Source organism: Novosphingobium fuchskuhlense (genome assembly GCF_001519075.1).
Classification (GTDB): domain Bacteria; phylum Pseudomonadota; class Alphaproteobacteria; order Sphingomonadales; family Sphingomonadaceae; genus Novosphingobium; species Novosphingobium fuchskuhlense.
On the sequence record NZ_KQ954246.1, the window covers coordinates 404,105 to 417,998 of the forward strand.

Below are 13,894 nucleotides of genomic sequence, written 5' to 3' on the forward strand. Positions count from 1 at the left end.
AGACCGGCTCCCCGCCGCAAGTGCCGCTGCCACTCGTCTGCGCGGACACCTTGCGAAGACGCGCCTGCACGCCGGTTTGGAAGATTATTCACTGCTTGCCTCGCTCTCGGAGCTCATGTCGCTCGCACCGTACCTGAATTCACGTCGTTTGCCGCCACGCTGGAACACGGCCGCGTTTGCGCCGATCGAAACCAGGCGCCACCCGCCATAGCCGGTGCCGGGCGCCAGCCTGATGACACGCCCGTCTCCCGGACCGACCAGCACCGCCTGGCCCGCGCCGATGCGGACCCGGCCGAGCACGAAGGCGCCGCCCAGTTGCCCGACCCGCTTCGGCTTCGGTGCCTCCGCCTCGGCATCCGGGTCTTCCTCGCCGTCTGTGGACGCCGCTGCCTTCATGGCAAGCCGCGTCGGCGCAAAGACCGACGACCCAGACACCGCGGCGGTCACGGTGGGCACGCCGATTTCGGGCAGTGTCCATTGCGGCGCGCGGCGCGCGGGCAGGGGGGCGGACAGCGGATTGTCCTGCGGCAACAGCAGCTGCAGGACGGCCGTGCTCGTCATCAGCACCACGCAGGCTGCCGGCAGCAGCGCGCGGTTGCTGCTACTTGGCGCGAACGAAAGGAGCCGATGCTTCAAGTCTGACATCGATCTGATCCGATTTGCTGTTGGTGAGCTGCTCTTCCGCAACCACGTTCATGGTTTCGATAACGAGGACGGGCTTGGCAAGGTTGAGGCGGTCCAGCAGCTGCGAGAGCTGGCCGGTGCCGAGGCGCGCCTCGAGCGAGGCACGCGTGCGGCCTTCTTCGGATGACACACCGGCCTCGGTCGCCTTGATGGTTGCGCCGACGCCCTGCGCTGCGGTCTCGAGCTGTTCGCGCAGCGCCTCGCCCGCCTCGTCGGCGTTGGCCGCCACGATGTAGAGCCCGCGCTGCGCCTCGGCCTGGTCTTCCGCGGCATGCTGGAGGGCATTGAGGTTCGCGATGCGCAGTTCGTTCGACTGGAACGTGAAGGCCAGCTCCTCCCGCTTTGCCGCGCGATCGCGGAAGCTCCCGGCTATGGGATTGATCACCACGAGGATGACAAGCGCAATTGCCGCGACCAGGATCAGGAGCGCGATCAGGCGGCTTTCGCGCGGCGAAAGCGTTCTCATGGTGCAGTCCTTTCTAGCGATGCGTTGAAATCGAACGGCGTGCCGCTGAATGTCTGGGCGAGGGCTTCGGCCCGGCTGGCGCGCACGAAGGCGAATGCGCCCGAGGCCTTCACCGCGGCGACAGGGTTGACATCCTTCGCACAATAGCCGGCAACCCGCATCCTGGCGCCGTCCCATTCGATGCGCTGCACCCAGCATTTCTGCGGCAGCACCCGGGTGAGCGCCGCCAGCGCGCGCTCGGGCTGCTGGTGATCGCGGCGGGCGCGGAGTTGCTCGATGGATTTTGCGTTCGTGCGCAGCCGGCCCTCGATCCGGCGGACAGCCCCCAGCGCGGTCGACTGGGCATCGACCATCTCCTGCAGATGATTGACCTGCTGCTGTTCGCGCAGCGTGGCGATCCCGAGATTGACGAGGAGCAGCACGGCGGCAGCGATCCACCAGGCCCGTGCGACCGCCGGCCGCTGCGGCAGGAGGCCGGCCTTGCGCATGCCGGGGGCAAGGTCGAAGGCCAGCGTCTGGTCATCGTCTTCGGCCAGCGGACCGACATGTGCGGGCACCAGCGCCTGCTCCGCCAGTGCCTCGGCGACGCTGCGGGCGCGGCCCAGGGGAAGGCAGCCCACCACGACATCGACCAATCCCTCGGTCGAGGACGGGCCCAGCTTGCGGACGCCGAGCACGATCTCTGCGGCGCTGAGGGGCAGGATGCGGTCCGCATCGAGCGTCACCAGCGACAGCAGATCAGCCTCGCTCATCGCCGGCAATTGCAGGTGGCGGATGAAGCAGAGTTCGCCGGGGAGGACGAGCGTGTCGGCGCGCGGATTGCCCGAGGCGTGGACGGCGCCGTTCTTTTCGAGCCGGTGGAAGGCGCGCAGCCGGTCGGCATTGCCGGCAAAGCGGGCCGGGATCAGCGTGCGCAGCTCGCCGATCCACCAATCCAGACCCTGGCGCGACCACCGCGCGAGGGTGGTCATGTCGGCATTGAGGAGTTCCGAGAGGTTCACATCCGCCTCAGCAATCAGCGTTCGGGTTTTGGGCGGTACAGCCAAGCCGCAGCTGCGGAGAGGGCTTTACCATCAGCACCGGCCAGAACCGCTGATCGCCAGCGGTAAAGGCCAATCGGATCCGCACGAGCTTGGGCAATTCGCTCTGGGCCTCCCAGCGCTCTTGCCATGCGTTTCGGCGGGTGACCTTGTCATAGCCGAAATAGGTGATTTCGAGCCGCTCGACATTCTCGAGCAGACGCAGGCTGTCCCAGCCCGCTTCCTTCGTATCGAATGGATCCGCAGTGCCGTGCAGGTTGACGTTGTAGAGCGTCAGTGCCTTTTCGCCTGTCAGCCGCAGGCGAAAGCTCTGCAGCGCGTGCGGCCCTCCGCTGGCGGCCAGCGGCGCCTGGAAGGTGATCTCGTTGCCCGTGCCGTACATGGCCAGTCTGATCCCGCCGGTGCGGATATCGGGAAAGGCCCGCATCGCTTCCAGCCTGCCGCGCAGCAGGGTCTGCGCCGCAATCACGCTTTCATCGCCCGTGCTGCGCGCGCCCATGACCAGCGAGCGGCGCCACTGCATGTCGATCATCGACAGCAGGATGGATCCTACAAGGCCGACGACGAACAGGCACACCAGCACCTCGATCAGCGTGAAGCCGCGTGCCGGCAGACGTTCGGGGCGGGCAGTCTTCACCGGCTGGCCTCGACGCCGGCCAGGCGCGCCAGTTGCCGCCCGTCGCTGCGCCGGGTGATGGTGACGACAACCTGCTGAAGGCGGACCGCGCTGCTGCCGCCAAAGCTGCTGCGCGTCACCGACCAGTCGAACGGACCCTCGTTGCCCCGCTCCGAGATCGGTGCGATGGAGCTTTCGACCGTGGCCGCGGCCATGACCGACCGCGCCAGCAGCACCGCCTGGCGCCGGTCGCCCACCAGCAAGGCAGCCTGGCTGGTCTGTATTATCGTGGTGAACAGCAGGCTGGCCATCACGGCCACGATCGCCAGCGCGATAAGCGCCTCGATCAGCAGGTAGCCGGCTGCGGGGTGAGGGCGCTGCTCAGGCATGGGGCCTCACGGCCTCGCTCACGCCGCCGAGGTCGCGGCTGACCATGAAGGTCGTCATTGTGCCGTCTGCGGTGGTGAGCCGGATCGTGCCGCCGGTGGAGCTGCCGTCGGGGTAGAACACAATTCGCCGCGGTGTCATCTCGATGCGCGTAATTGCCGGGGAGAGCAGGCTGCCTGCGGTCTGGCTTCCTGCAGGCGCGGCGGTCGCGACGGTTTCTGCACCGCTGCTGGTCTTGTCCTGCGCCACGGTCACGCCGGTTCCGCGCGCGGTTGTCTCCAGTACGAAAGGCTGGTTGTAGCGCAGCGCATTGGCCCGCGCGGCAAGCAGGATGCGCGTCTGTTCGCTGCGCGCCGCGCGGGCAAGAATGGCCGTGCGGGCGCGGTCCACCGCCGGAAACGCAAGGCCCGCCAGCAGCGCGACAATCGCCAGCACGACGAGTGCTTCGAGCAGCGTGAAGCCTGCGTTTCGGGTCCGGCGGCTCTGCATGATTACCAGTTGCCGATGTCTTTGGCTTCGCCGGTGCCGCCCTCGGCATCGTCCGATCCCAGCGTGTAAACGTCGATTTCGCCGTGCTTGCCGGGATTGGTGTAGTGGTAGGGATGCTGCCACGGATCGGTCAGTCCGGATGCGCTGGGCAGGTAGGGCCCGCGCCAGCTCGGCATCTGGGCCGGCTGGGTCATCAGCGCCTGAAGCCCTTCCTCGTTGGTCGGGTAGCGGCCCGCATCGAGCCGCAACAGCTTGAGCGCGGCATCGATGTTCTTGACCTGCACCGCCGCGCTCTCGCTTTTCGAGCTGCCGAGATACTTGATCACCTGCGGACCGACGATCGCATAGAGCAGGCCGAGGATGGCAAGGACGACGAGCAGTTCGAGCAAGGTGAAACCGTTGCGCTTGCGGGGCCCGCGCATGCGTGAGCTCCGCGCGGCCGGTGCGCTGGGGCTGGGGCTCGGGCTGCCGGTGACGGGTGCGTTGTTTTCCATTTTACTGTGCCACTGCCAAATCGTTGAAGCCGAGGATCGCCGACATGATCGAGGCGACCATTGCCGCCACACCCACCCCGAGGCCGACGACGATCGTCGGGGTGGCAATGGCGATGATCCGGTCCAGCCGCACTTTGACGTCGCGGTCAAGGACTGTTGCGAGGCGGCCGAGCATGGGGCCGAGCTGCGAGGTTTCCTCGCCGGTGCGCACGAAACTCATGGCGAGGGTCGGCAGGATGCGTCGCTCGGCCAGCGGGGCTGTCAGCCCGCCGCCCTGCCGCACGATATCGACCACTTCGCCCAGGCTTGTGTTCATGTACCGGTTCGTCACGGTGCGGCGCGCCAGCGCCATCGCGCTCGGCAGCGGAACTCCGCCATCGATCAGCGCGCCGAGGCTGCGGGCAAAACGCACCGTCTCGATATTGCGGAGGAGCGGCCCGAGTTGCGGCACATCAAGCATCTGCCGGTCGAGCCATGCCTTGCTGGCCGGGCTTGAAAGCGCCTGGCGCAGCGCGAAGCCGCCGGCGACAAGAGTGCCCAGGATATAAAGGCCATTGGCCCGTACGAACTTGCTGGCCGACATCACCGCCACTGATGAGGCCGGCAGTGAGCCAGCCGGAGCCGAGGCGAACAGCGTTTCGAACTGCGGGACGACGAATAGCAGCATCAGCAGGATCACACCGACCGCGACGACCGTCAGTGCGACCGGATAGGTCATCGCGGCGGAGACCTGCCGGCGCTGCTCGTCGGCCTGTTCGAGCATCTGCGCGAGACGCGCCAGCGCAAGGCCGAGTTCGCCATTGGCCTCTCCGGCTTCCGCCATGGCCGGGGCAAGCCCGGGGAACAGCCCGGGCTGATCGAGCAGCGCGCCCGAGAGCGGACGGCCCTCGCGCACGGCCGCGAGCACATCGGCAAGGCGCTGGCGCAGCGGCGGCACGGCGATATTATCGACCGCAATCGACAAGGCCCGGTCCAGCGGCAGTCCGGCTTGCAGCAGCACCCCCAGTTCGGCGAAGAAGCCGGTGATCTGGCGGCGCCACTTCTTTTCCGCGCCGCGTGCGGCACGGACCTTGGCGCTGCCCTTCTGCTCGGTGACTTCGATCGGGCGCAGGCCCGACTTGCGCATGCTGGCAATCGCATCCTCGCGCGTTGCAGCCTCAAGCTGGCCGGCGACCGCGCCGCCGCTGCTCGCCAGCGCCCGGTACTGGAATGTCGCCATCGCGCGTCAGTCCTCGCTCGCGACGCGCAGCACTTCCTCAAGCGCGGTCAAGCCCCTGCGCGCCTTCGCAATGCCATCGGCGCGCAGGGTCCCGTAGCCGGCGCGCGCCGCCTGTTCGGCAATTGCGCGGGTATCGGCCCGGCGGAGGATGAGCGCCGAAATGTCGCGGTCGATGCGGATGAACTCGAAGACCGCCATGCGCCCGGCATAGCCCGAACCCTTGCAGCGCGGGCATCCGACCGGACGGTAGAACGTGTCGTGCCCGCTGCCCTGATGCGCGATACCCAGCCGCTCGAGCAGTGCGGGATCGGCCTCGTAGGGCTCGCGGCAGTGCGGGCACAGCCGCCGCACCAGCCGCTGCGCGAGCACGCCGGTCAGCACGGAGGACAGCAGGAACGGCTCCACGCCCATGTCGAGCAGGCGTGTGACGGCGCCTGCCGCGGTGTTGGTGTGCAGCGTGGAGAGGATCATGTGGCCGGTGAGTGCGGCCTGCACGGCGATCTGTGCGGTCTCCGTATCGCGGATTTCGCCGACCATCATCACGTCCGGGTCCTGGCGCAGGAACGAGCGCAGCGCGGTCGAGAAGGTATAGCCGATGGTCGGATTGATCTGGCTCTGGACGACGCCGGGCAGCCGGTACTCGATCGGGTCCTCGATTGTCGTCAGCTTGCGATCCGGCGCGTTAAGGTGCGCGAGCGCCGCATAGAGCGTGGTCGTCTTGCCCGAACCGGTCGGCCCGGTCACCAGCATGATGCCGTGCGGTTGGGCGAGGGCTGCAAGGAATTGCGCTTCGAGGTCAGGATCGAAGCCGAGTGTCTTCGGATCGAGCGAGAGGTTCGAGCGGTCGAGAATGCGCATCACCACGCTCTCGCCGTGGATCGAGGGCGCCGTCGCGACACGCAAGTCGATCTCGTGCCCGCGTACGGTCAACCGCAGACGCCCGTCCTGCGGGAGGCGACGCTCGGCAATGTTGAGATTGGCCATCACCTTGATTCGGCTGACGATGGGCGCGCGCATGGCAGCGGGCTTGGCAGGCATTTCGCGCAGCATGCCGTCGATGCGGAAACGCACGGCCAGGCGGTCGTCGGTCGGCTCGAGGTGGATGTCCGAGGCCCGGGCATCGACGGCATCCGCGATCAGGCGGTTGACCGCACGGATGACCGGCGCATCGCTGACGAGGTCCTTGAGCCGCTCGAGATCGGCATCGTCGATCTCGTCCTCGACCTGGTCGGCGGGCTCGGCCCGGTACAGGCGGTCGATTGCTGCGTCGATATCGCCGCCACGCGCGATGACGCGCGTGACCGGATGTCCGGTGGCGAAGGCAAGGCCCGAGACCGCATCATGATCGAGCGGATTGGCCAGCGCCACGACCACGCGGCCCTTGTCGAGCCACAGCGGCAGGGCGCGGCGGTCATGCAGGAAGGCCTGCGAGATGTTGGGAACGGCCAGTGCCTCGGTGGGGAAGCGCTCGGGCTCGATCACCGGCAGATCGAGCGCAGCGCCCAGCGCGCGGGCCAGTGCATCCTCCGAAATAAGACCGAGGCGTGTAACAATCTTTTCGAGCGTTTCGCCGGTCTCGGCCTCGACAAGGCGGGCGCGGGCAAGAGAATCATCCGCGAGCCCCGCCGATCGCAGCACTGCCGGAAGGTCAGGAATCAGGCCTTCGGCCGCCTCACGGGAAGTCCTGGCATGACGCTGAGCGGGATCGGTCGACGATGGCATAGTGCCGGAAAACCTCGGGTACACGGACTACTCGGCTTTAGCACGTCCATTCGTTCGCGCCTATCTATGCGCGCTGTGTGACAAAATGGTTTCCACCTCCGGACGGACTGTTCCTCGTCCGTAATGGATCTAATCAGGACGTGAGCCACACAAATTTCCCACATCCGGACATTGAAGGAGGTCAGTCTCAAAAATTTCACATTGGGAGACCATTCGGCACGTGGGGAATCAGCGGCGGCATCCCGCCATGCGAGGAACATGACATCTTTCGGGTACCTGGGGGCGCGGTCGGGCGCTTGGCTGCCGCGCGTGGCTGCAGTGGCGCTTGTCGCGTCCGGCGTGCCGGTGCGTGCGCAGGAAGCGGCACCCGGGGCTCCGGCTGCGGACACCTTCCTGATCGACGCGATCGAGGTCAGTGGTGCCAAGATCCTGAGCCCTGACGACATCGAGAACATCGTCTATCGTTTCACCGGCGAGAAGCGGACGTCCGCCGATATCGAGGCTGCGCGCAAGGCGTTGCAGGATGCCTATGCGGCGCGCGGATATGAAGCTGCAGTGGTCGAGGTGCCGCCGCAGGACCAGGCGCATCTGGCCAACGGCATCATCCAGATCCGCGTGCTGGAAGCACCGGTTGGCGAAGTGCGCGTCGCGGGTGCCAAGCATCATTCGACCGAAACGGTGGTCAAGCAGCTGCCCGCGCTGGCGGCCGGCTCGCCGATCAACCTCAAGGATCTGCAGGCCCAGCTGGCGCAGGCCAACCGCATTCCTGACCGCACCGTCACGCCCTCGTTCAAGCCCAGCAAGACCGAAGGCGCGATCGATGTCGAACTGAAGGTCAAGGACAGCTTTCCGGTGCACGGCTCGGTGGAGCTGAACAACGACAACAGCCCCAACACCGACCGTCTGCGGCTTGCCGCCTCGCTGCGCTACACCAATCTGTGGGGCGTCGGGCACACGATCTCGGGCTCCTACATCGTTGCCCCGCGCGACCGCCGGCAGACCGAGGTGTTTTCCGGTTCCTACAATGCGCCGATCCTCGGCACCCCGTGGACGCTTGTGCTGTTCGGTTTCAAGTCCAACAGCAACATCGCCGCGCTCGGCGGTACGCAGGTGCTGGGCAACGGCTATCAGGTTGGTGCCCGCGCGATCTACCGGCTGGCGGGCGAGAAGACCGACCAGTCCTTCTCGATCGGACTCGATTACAAGGACTTCAAACAGAATATCGTCCTCAAGGACAATTCGGTCACGAAGTCTCCGATCCGCTACATTCCGCTTACGCTGGGCTATACCTGGGCGCGGGCTGGCGACACGACGCAGGTCGATTTCAGCGTCAATGCCACGCTCGGCCTGCGCGTGATCCGCCGCTTCCAGTGCGTGGCCGACGGGCAGGGGGGCTGCTCGATCGAGGACCAGTTCAGCCTGCGCGACTATCAGTCGCGCGAGAATTTCGCGCATATCAATGCCGATTTCACCTATACGCGCCTGATCGCCGACGACATCAGCCTGATCTTCAAGCTCGCAGGGCAATATGCCGACAGCCACCTTGTCTCGAACGAGCAGTTCGGCATCGGCGGCGAAGGTTCGGTGCGGGGCTACTTCCAGTCCGAAGCGGTCGGGGATCGCGGCTATGCCGGCACGTTCCAGATCGACGGGCCATCGCTGGCCGGCAGCCTGCCCGATTTCGTCGGTGAGCTTCGGCCTTACGCCTTCGTCGATTACGGGCTTGTGGGGATCATCAACCCGCTGACCGATCAACGCGCCCGCTTCGGCGAGGCGAGCGTGGGTGGCGGCCTCAGGCTGCGCCTGTTCAAGCACCTCGTCGGCGGCCTGACCGTCGGCGTTCCACTGACAACTTTGTCCGATTCCGAACGCGGCAAGGCCCGCGTCGTCTTTACAGCCAGGGGCGAATTCTGATGCACACCAGCACCTTGCGGCCTGTTTTGAAGGCCTTCTTCGCGCTCCTCGTCCTCGCCATGGGGACCTGGGCGTCACCGGCGGCGGCCTGGTGGCAGAAGGATTGGGCCTATCGCAAGGCGGTGACGATCGACACCAGCCCGAGCGGCGTGAACGTGAGCGGCCCGATCGGCCGCACGCTGGTGCTGGTGCGCCTGCACAGCGGCAACTTCACTTTCACCGATGCGCTCGAGAACGGGGCGGATATCCGCTTCGTCGACAGCGACGACAAGAACCCGCTGCCCTACCACATCGAGAGCTATGACTCGAAGAACGGCGTTGCCACGGTGTGGGTCAGCCTGCCGGTGCTGAACGGCGGCGAGAAGAAGCAGATCTGGCTCTATTTCGGCAATAAGAACGCGCCCGTCGGCGAAGACGTCAAGGGCAGCTTCGACCCCGATTACACGCTGGCCTACCACTTCTCCGAAGGCCCGGGCCAGCCGACCGAAGACAAGACCGCCAACGGCAACAACGCGACCAACGCGCCCGCGGGCGTCGAGGACAGCGCGATCGTGGGTCATGGCGGCCACTTTGTCGGCCAGGGCGGGATCATCATCAACGACACGCCCTCACTCGCGATGACGCCCGGCGCACCGTTCACCTTCACCGCGTGGGTGAAGCCGGACAACCTCACCGGCGACCAGCAGCTGTTTTCGCGCGGCGGCATGGTGATCGGCATCAATGCCGGCGTGCCCTACGTCGCGGTCGGCAGCGGCCGTGCGCAGGCAACGGCGGCAGTCAAGCAGGGCGACTGGACGCATGTCGGCGTCGTCGCCGATGGCACCACCCTCAAGATCTACGTCAACGGCGTCGAGGCCGGCGCGGTCTCGGTCGCGCTGCCGGCGATTGCCGGGCCGATCACCATCGGCGGCACGCTGGTCGGCTCGCTCGACGAAGTGCGCCTGTCGAAGTCGGCGCGTCCGGCGGCGATGCTGCTCGCCATGGCGAACGCGGAAGGTCCCTCGACCAAGCTCGTCGGCGTGTCCGACACGGCTGAAAAGCAGGGCGGCGGCGGCGGTGTGCTGTTCTTCATCGTCAGCAAGCTCGAGCCGATCGACGCCGGCGTGATCGGCCTGTGCATGATCCTGCTGACCATGGCGGTCACGCTGATGGTCAACAAGATCCGCTACCTCAATGCGGCCGCCAAGGGGAACAAGCAGTTCTTCGAGCGCTTCAACGCGATGCACGAAGAACTCGTTCCCCTCGCCAAGGTGCAGGGCATCACCGAGCCTGAGGTGGCGTTCATCAAGAAGGCCTCGCCGCTCGCCCGCCTTTACGAGATGGGCATCGCCGAGCTTGACGTGCGCCGCAACCAGAACGCCACGCGTCCGCTTTCGGGCGAAGCGGTGGAAGCCATGCGCGCCGCGGTGGACGCGGTCTATGTCGAAGAGAACCAGAAGCTCGACGCGCTGATGGTGATCCTGACCATCGCGATCTCGGGCGGTCCGTTCATCGGTCTGCTCGGCACCGTGATCGGCGTCATGACCGTGTTCGGCGGCGTGGCGATGGCGGGCGACGTGAACGTGAACGCGATCGCGCCGGGTATCGCCGCGGCGCTGCTCGCCACCATCGCCGGCCTTGCCTGCGCCATCCCCGCGCTGTTCGGCTACAACTACCTCAATGGACGGATCACCGCGCTGGCCGACCAGATGCGCGTGTTCATCGACCGTCTGATCACCCGTCTCGCGGAAATGCAGGCCGATGCGGCCTATGCCCGCGAAGCCGCTGAATAAGGAACCAGGACCATGCAGGCAGGTGGCGGCCGCAAGGCCTACGACGATATCAACATCACCCCGATGCTCGACCTTGCGTACGTGCTTCTGGTGATCTTCATCCTCATGGCCACGGCTTCGGTGCAGGGCATCAAGGTCGATTTGCCCAAGGCAAGCTCGGCCAAGAGCCTCGTCCAGCCCAAGACCATAGCCCTGACCGTCAACGATCAGGGCCAGATCTTCATGGATGCCTTCCCGGTGACGCTGCCCGATCTGGAGACGCGTCTGCGCAATGCCAAGGCCTCTAACCCCGATGTGCCGATCGTGCTGAAGGGCGACACCACCACGCAGTATGGCAAGATCATGGAAGTGCTCGACCTGTGCCGCCGGCTCGACCTGTCGAAGGTCGGTCTGGTGACCGGCAAGCCCACCGGTTCGTGAGCCGCAGCAAGGTCGTCTGAAACCCATCCGCCATGGCCAGCAGCCCCGCCACTCCTGATCCGGTCAAGCCTGCGTTCAATCCGAACGAGAAGGTTTCGCTGAAGATCCGCCTGATCCAACTTGGCGCGGTGCTTGCGGCGCTGGCGCTTGGCTACTGGATCTATGGCATCGTGACCGAAGTGCCGGGGGTGAAGGTGGAACAGGCGCCGCCGCAGACGGTGGACATGCTGCCGCCTCCGCCGCCGCCCCCGCCGCCTCCACCCCCGCCGCCGGATCAACCGCCCCCGCCGGACGCCAAGCCCGATCCGATGCCCAACCCCGAACCCGCACCCGCGCCAGACCAGCCTGCGCCGATGAAGATCGACGGTCCCGCCCAGGCCGGGACCGACGCCTTCGGCATGAGCGCCGGCAAGGGCGGCGGCATGGGCGGCGGTGGCAGCAACGGCACCTGCCTTGCCCCGCCGTGCGGTGGTGGCGGTTCGCCGATCGCGACCGGCTTCTACACGCGCTATCTCAGCTCCGCATTGCAGGAGCGGGTGGAGAACAACGACAAGATCAACCGCCAGATCTTCAGCGCGGATTTCGCGGTGACGATCAGCCCCGGCGGGCAGGTCACTGCGGTCCAGTTGCTGCGGTCCAGCGGCAATTCGAAGCGCGATCAGCTTCTGCTGGCAGCGCTGCAATCCATCCGCGGGCTGGATGCACCGCCCGCCTCGTTCCGCTTTCCGCAGAAGATAACCGTCCGGGGCAGCCGTGGCTTCTGAGCCTCGCCTTTCTGTCGCCTCGGTTTCAGGCACCTTGCAAGAATGGAGTTTCGTGATGTCGGCGTGCAATCTGGATCGCAAGACCGGTCGTGCAGGATTGAACCCGGCGCGGGTCAAGCGCGGGCTCGGGCTCTCGGCCGCGCTGGTCGCGCTGCTGGTCGGTGGCAGCGCTCTTGCGCAGGCTGCACCCGGCGATGCCGCTCAGGCTGCTGCTGCTCCGGCAGCCCAGGCCGCTGCGCCGTCGCCCGATGCCATGACCAACCTCATCCGCCTGCTCGTGGCCAAGGGCACGCTGACGCAGGCTGACGGGGATGCGCTGCTGGCCCAGGCCCAGGCGGAGGCGGACAAGGCCCGGCTCGCCGCCGCGCCGCCGCCGCCTCCGCCGCCGGTGGCAGAAGGGGCTGTCCGCGTCAGCCGCGTGCCCGAGGCGGTCCGCGCGCAGATCCGCGACGAGATTCGCGGCGAGATCATGGCCCAGGCCGCGAGCGAGGGCTGGGTGACGAAGGACCAGGCCGCGCCCGAGTGGACCAAGCGCCTGCGCCTCTTTGGCGACGTGCGCGTGCGTTCGCAAAGCGCGCTCTATTCGCGCAGCAACTCGAACCAGATCTTCGACTTCACCCGCATGACCGCGACCGGTGAGCCGATCGACCTCGCGCGGCTTGCCTCGTACCAGTTCCTCAACACGCGCAAGGATCGCACTGACGCGCGGTATCGTGCGCGGCTCGGCCTCGAGGCCAATGTGGTGAAGGGCGTGACGGCGACGCTGGTGCTTGGCACCGGCGAAGACAACAGCCCGATCTCGGAAAATGCCAGCCTCGGCGGCGGCTTTGCCAAGCGGTCGATCTTCGTCGATACGGCCGAAATCAAGGTGAAGCCGACCGACTGGGCGACGCTGCATTTCGGCCGCTTCGAGAATCCCTTCAACACCACGCCGCTGCTCTACGACGAGGACCTGCGCTTCGATGGCCTTTCGGCCTCGCTCAAGTGGGCCGGCCTGTTCGGCAAGGATTCGGGCGTGACGCTGACGGGCGGCGCATTTCCGCTCGATTACGGCGACGGCAATTTCCCGAGCGTGGCGGTCAACAAGCAGTCGTTCCCGAACAAGTGGCTCTATGCCGGCGAAATCAAGCTGACGGCACCGATTACCGACACCCTCGCGGTCGATGCGAGCGCGGGCTATCACAGCTTCCGCAACGTTCAGGGCCAGCTGTCCGAACCCTGCAACCTCGACCTTGGCAATTTCTGCTCGACCGACGGCTTCCAGCCGCAGTTCCTGCGCAAGGGCAACACGCTGTTCACGATCCGCAATCTCGTGACCAACAGCGCGGGCGTCTATCCGCAGCTTTTCGGCCTCAAGTTCGACTATCGCATCCTCGATCTCAACCTTGCCCTGCGCGTGCCGGTTTCGGAAAACGTGACGGCACGGCTGGCGGGCGAATATGTCAAGAACCTCGGCTTCAAGCGCGCTGACATATGCTCGGGCCTTTATGACACGGCCCAGGCTTTCCTCGTGCAGCCTTACAACAACTACGGGGCGGACGGGAACGCCGCGCGCAACATCTGCACCAAGACCAACCCGACGAGCTTCATAGGGGGCGATACCGGCTGGCTGGTGAATGCCTCGATCGGCTACCCCAAGGTGGTCAAGAAGGGGGCCTGGAACGCCTTTGCCGAATACCGCTACCTCGAAAGCGATGCGGTGCTCGACGCCTATACCGACAGCGATTTCCACCTCGGCGGTACCAACGCCAAGGGGTACGTCGTCGGAGCGGAATATGGCCTCGCGGATCGTCTCTCGCTGCGCGCGCGCTGGTTCAGCGCGAACGAGATTTCGGGCGAGCCGCTGGCGATCGACGTGTTGCAGATCGATTTCATGGCCCGGTTCTGAGTTTGCCGGAGGACGCTTC

14 protein-coding genes are annotated in these 13,894 nt (G+C 66.3%); 5 read left to right on the plus strand and 9 right to left on the minus strand.

Going from position 1 to position 13,894, the window contains the following annotated elements:
- Window positions 1-84 precede the first annotated feature (84 nt).
- From AQZ52_RS15845 to AQZ52_RS15885, 9 genes are all read right to left on the minus strand, one after another.
- Window positions 85-645, minus strand: coding sequence for a hypothetical protein (locus AQZ52_RS15845; RefSeq protein ID WP_156424995.1), 561 nt, complete (start codon window positions 643-645; stop codon window positions 85-87).
- Entirely contained in the window at window positions 602-1,150 is a 549-nt protein-coding gene (gspM, locus tag AQZ52_RS15850; protein ID WP_067913196.1) for a type II secretion system protein GspM, read from the minus strand. The genes AQZ52_RS15845 and gspM overlap by 44 nt, the downstream gene beginning before the upstream one ends.
- Entirely contained in the window at window positions 1,147-2,196 is a 1,050-nt protein-coding gene (locus AQZ52_RS18795) for a hypothetical protein (RefSeq protein ID WP_169793761.1), read from the minus strand. Before AQZ52_RS18795 ends, gspM begins: the two co-directional genes overlap by 4 nt.
- A complete protein-coding gene (locus AQZ52_RS15860) occupies window positions 2,159-2,827 on the minus strand; it encodes a prepilin-type N-terminal cleavage/methylation domain-containing protein (protein WP_067913202.1) in 669 nt (222 codons plus the stop codon). The genes AQZ52_RS18795 and AQZ52_RS15860 overlap by 38 nt, the downstream gene beginning before the upstream one ends.
- Window positions 2,824-3,195, minus strand: coding sequence for a type II secretion system protein (locus tag AQZ52_RS18800; protein WP_067913205.1), 372 nt, complete (start codon window positions 3,193-3,195; stop codon window positions 2,824-2,826). The genes AQZ52_RS15860 and AQZ52_RS18800 overlap by 4 nt, the downstream gene beginning before the upstream one ends.
- Window positions 3,188-3,682 carry a GspH/FimT family pseudopilin gene (locus AQZ52_RS18920; RefSeq protein WP_067913208.1) on the minus strand — a complete coding sequence of 165 codons (495 nt, stop codon included), beginning with the start codon at window positions 3,680-3,682 and terminating at the stop codon, window positions 3,188-3,190. The genes AQZ52_RS18800 and AQZ52_RS18920 overlap by 8 nt, the downstream gene beginning before the upstream one ends.
- 2 nt (window positions 3,683-3,684) lie before the next feature.
- Window positions 3,685-4,104: a type II secretion system major pseudopilin GspG gene (gspG, locus tag AQZ52_RS15875; RefSeq protein WP_067914077.1), complete on the minus strand. Its 420-nt coding sequence runs from the start codon at window positions 4,102-4,104 to the stop codon at window positions 3,685-3,687.
- 73 nt (window positions 4,105-4,177) lie between these two features.
- The gene (locus AQZ52_RS15880) at window positions 4,178-5,395 is read right to left on the minus strand and encodes a type II secretion system F family protein (RefSeq protein ID WP_067913211.1); all 1,218 of its coding nucleotides are present in this window, start codon (window positions 5,393-5,395) and stop codon (window positions 4,178-4,180) included.
- Window positions 5,396-5,401: 6 nt separating this feature from the next.
- A complete protein-coding gene (locus AQZ52_RS15885; RefSeq protein ID WP_067913213.1) occupies window positions 5,402-7,117 on the minus strand; it encodes a GspE/PulE family protein in 1,716 nt (571 codons plus the stop codon).
- 258 nt (window positions 7,118-7,375) lie between these two features.
- Between AQZ52_RS15885 and AQZ52_RS15890 the strand changes: the two genes are divergently transcribed.
- Genes AQZ52_RS15890 through AQZ52_RS15910 form a run of 5 tightly spaced genes read left to right on the plus strand, consistent with a single transcriptional unit; the run spans window position 7,376 to window position 13,875 of the window.
- Complete coding sequence (locus tag AQZ52_RS15890; RefSeq protein ID WP_067913216.1) at window positions 7,376-9,031, plus strand: ShlB/FhaC/HecB family hemolysin secretion/activation protein; 1,656 nt, start codon at window positions 7,376-7,378, stop codon at window positions 9,029-9,031.
- Window positions 9,031-10,803, plus strand: coding sequence for a DUF2341 domain-containing protein (locus AQZ52_RS15895; protein WP_067913219.1), 1,773 nt, complete (start codon window positions 9,031-9,033; stop codon window positions 10,801-10,803). The genes AQZ52_RS15890 and AQZ52_RS15895 overlap by 1 nt, the downstream gene beginning before the upstream one ends.
- A 12-nt stretch (window positions 10,804-10,815) precedes the next feature.
- Entirely contained in the window at window positions 10,816-11,223 is a 408-nt protein-coding gene (locus tag AQZ52_RS15900) for an ExbD/TolR family protein (RefSeq protein WP_067913222.1), read from the plus strand.
- A 32-nt stretch (window positions 11,224-11,255) separates the two neighbouring features.
- Window positions 11,256-11,987, plus strand: coding sequence for a TonB C-terminal domain-containing protein (locus AQZ52_RS19225; protein ID WP_067913225.1), 732 nt, complete (start codon window positions 11,256-11,258; stop codon window positions 11,985-11,987).
- 55 nt (window positions 11,988-12,042) lie between these two features.
- On the plus strand, window positions 12,043-13,875 hold the full coding sequence (locus tag AQZ52_RS15910) for a putative porin (protein WP_067913228.1): 1,833 nt from the start codon (window positions 12,043-12,045) through the stop codon (window positions 13,873-13,875).
- The last annotated feature ends 19 nt before the right edge of the window (window positions 13,876-13,894 follow it).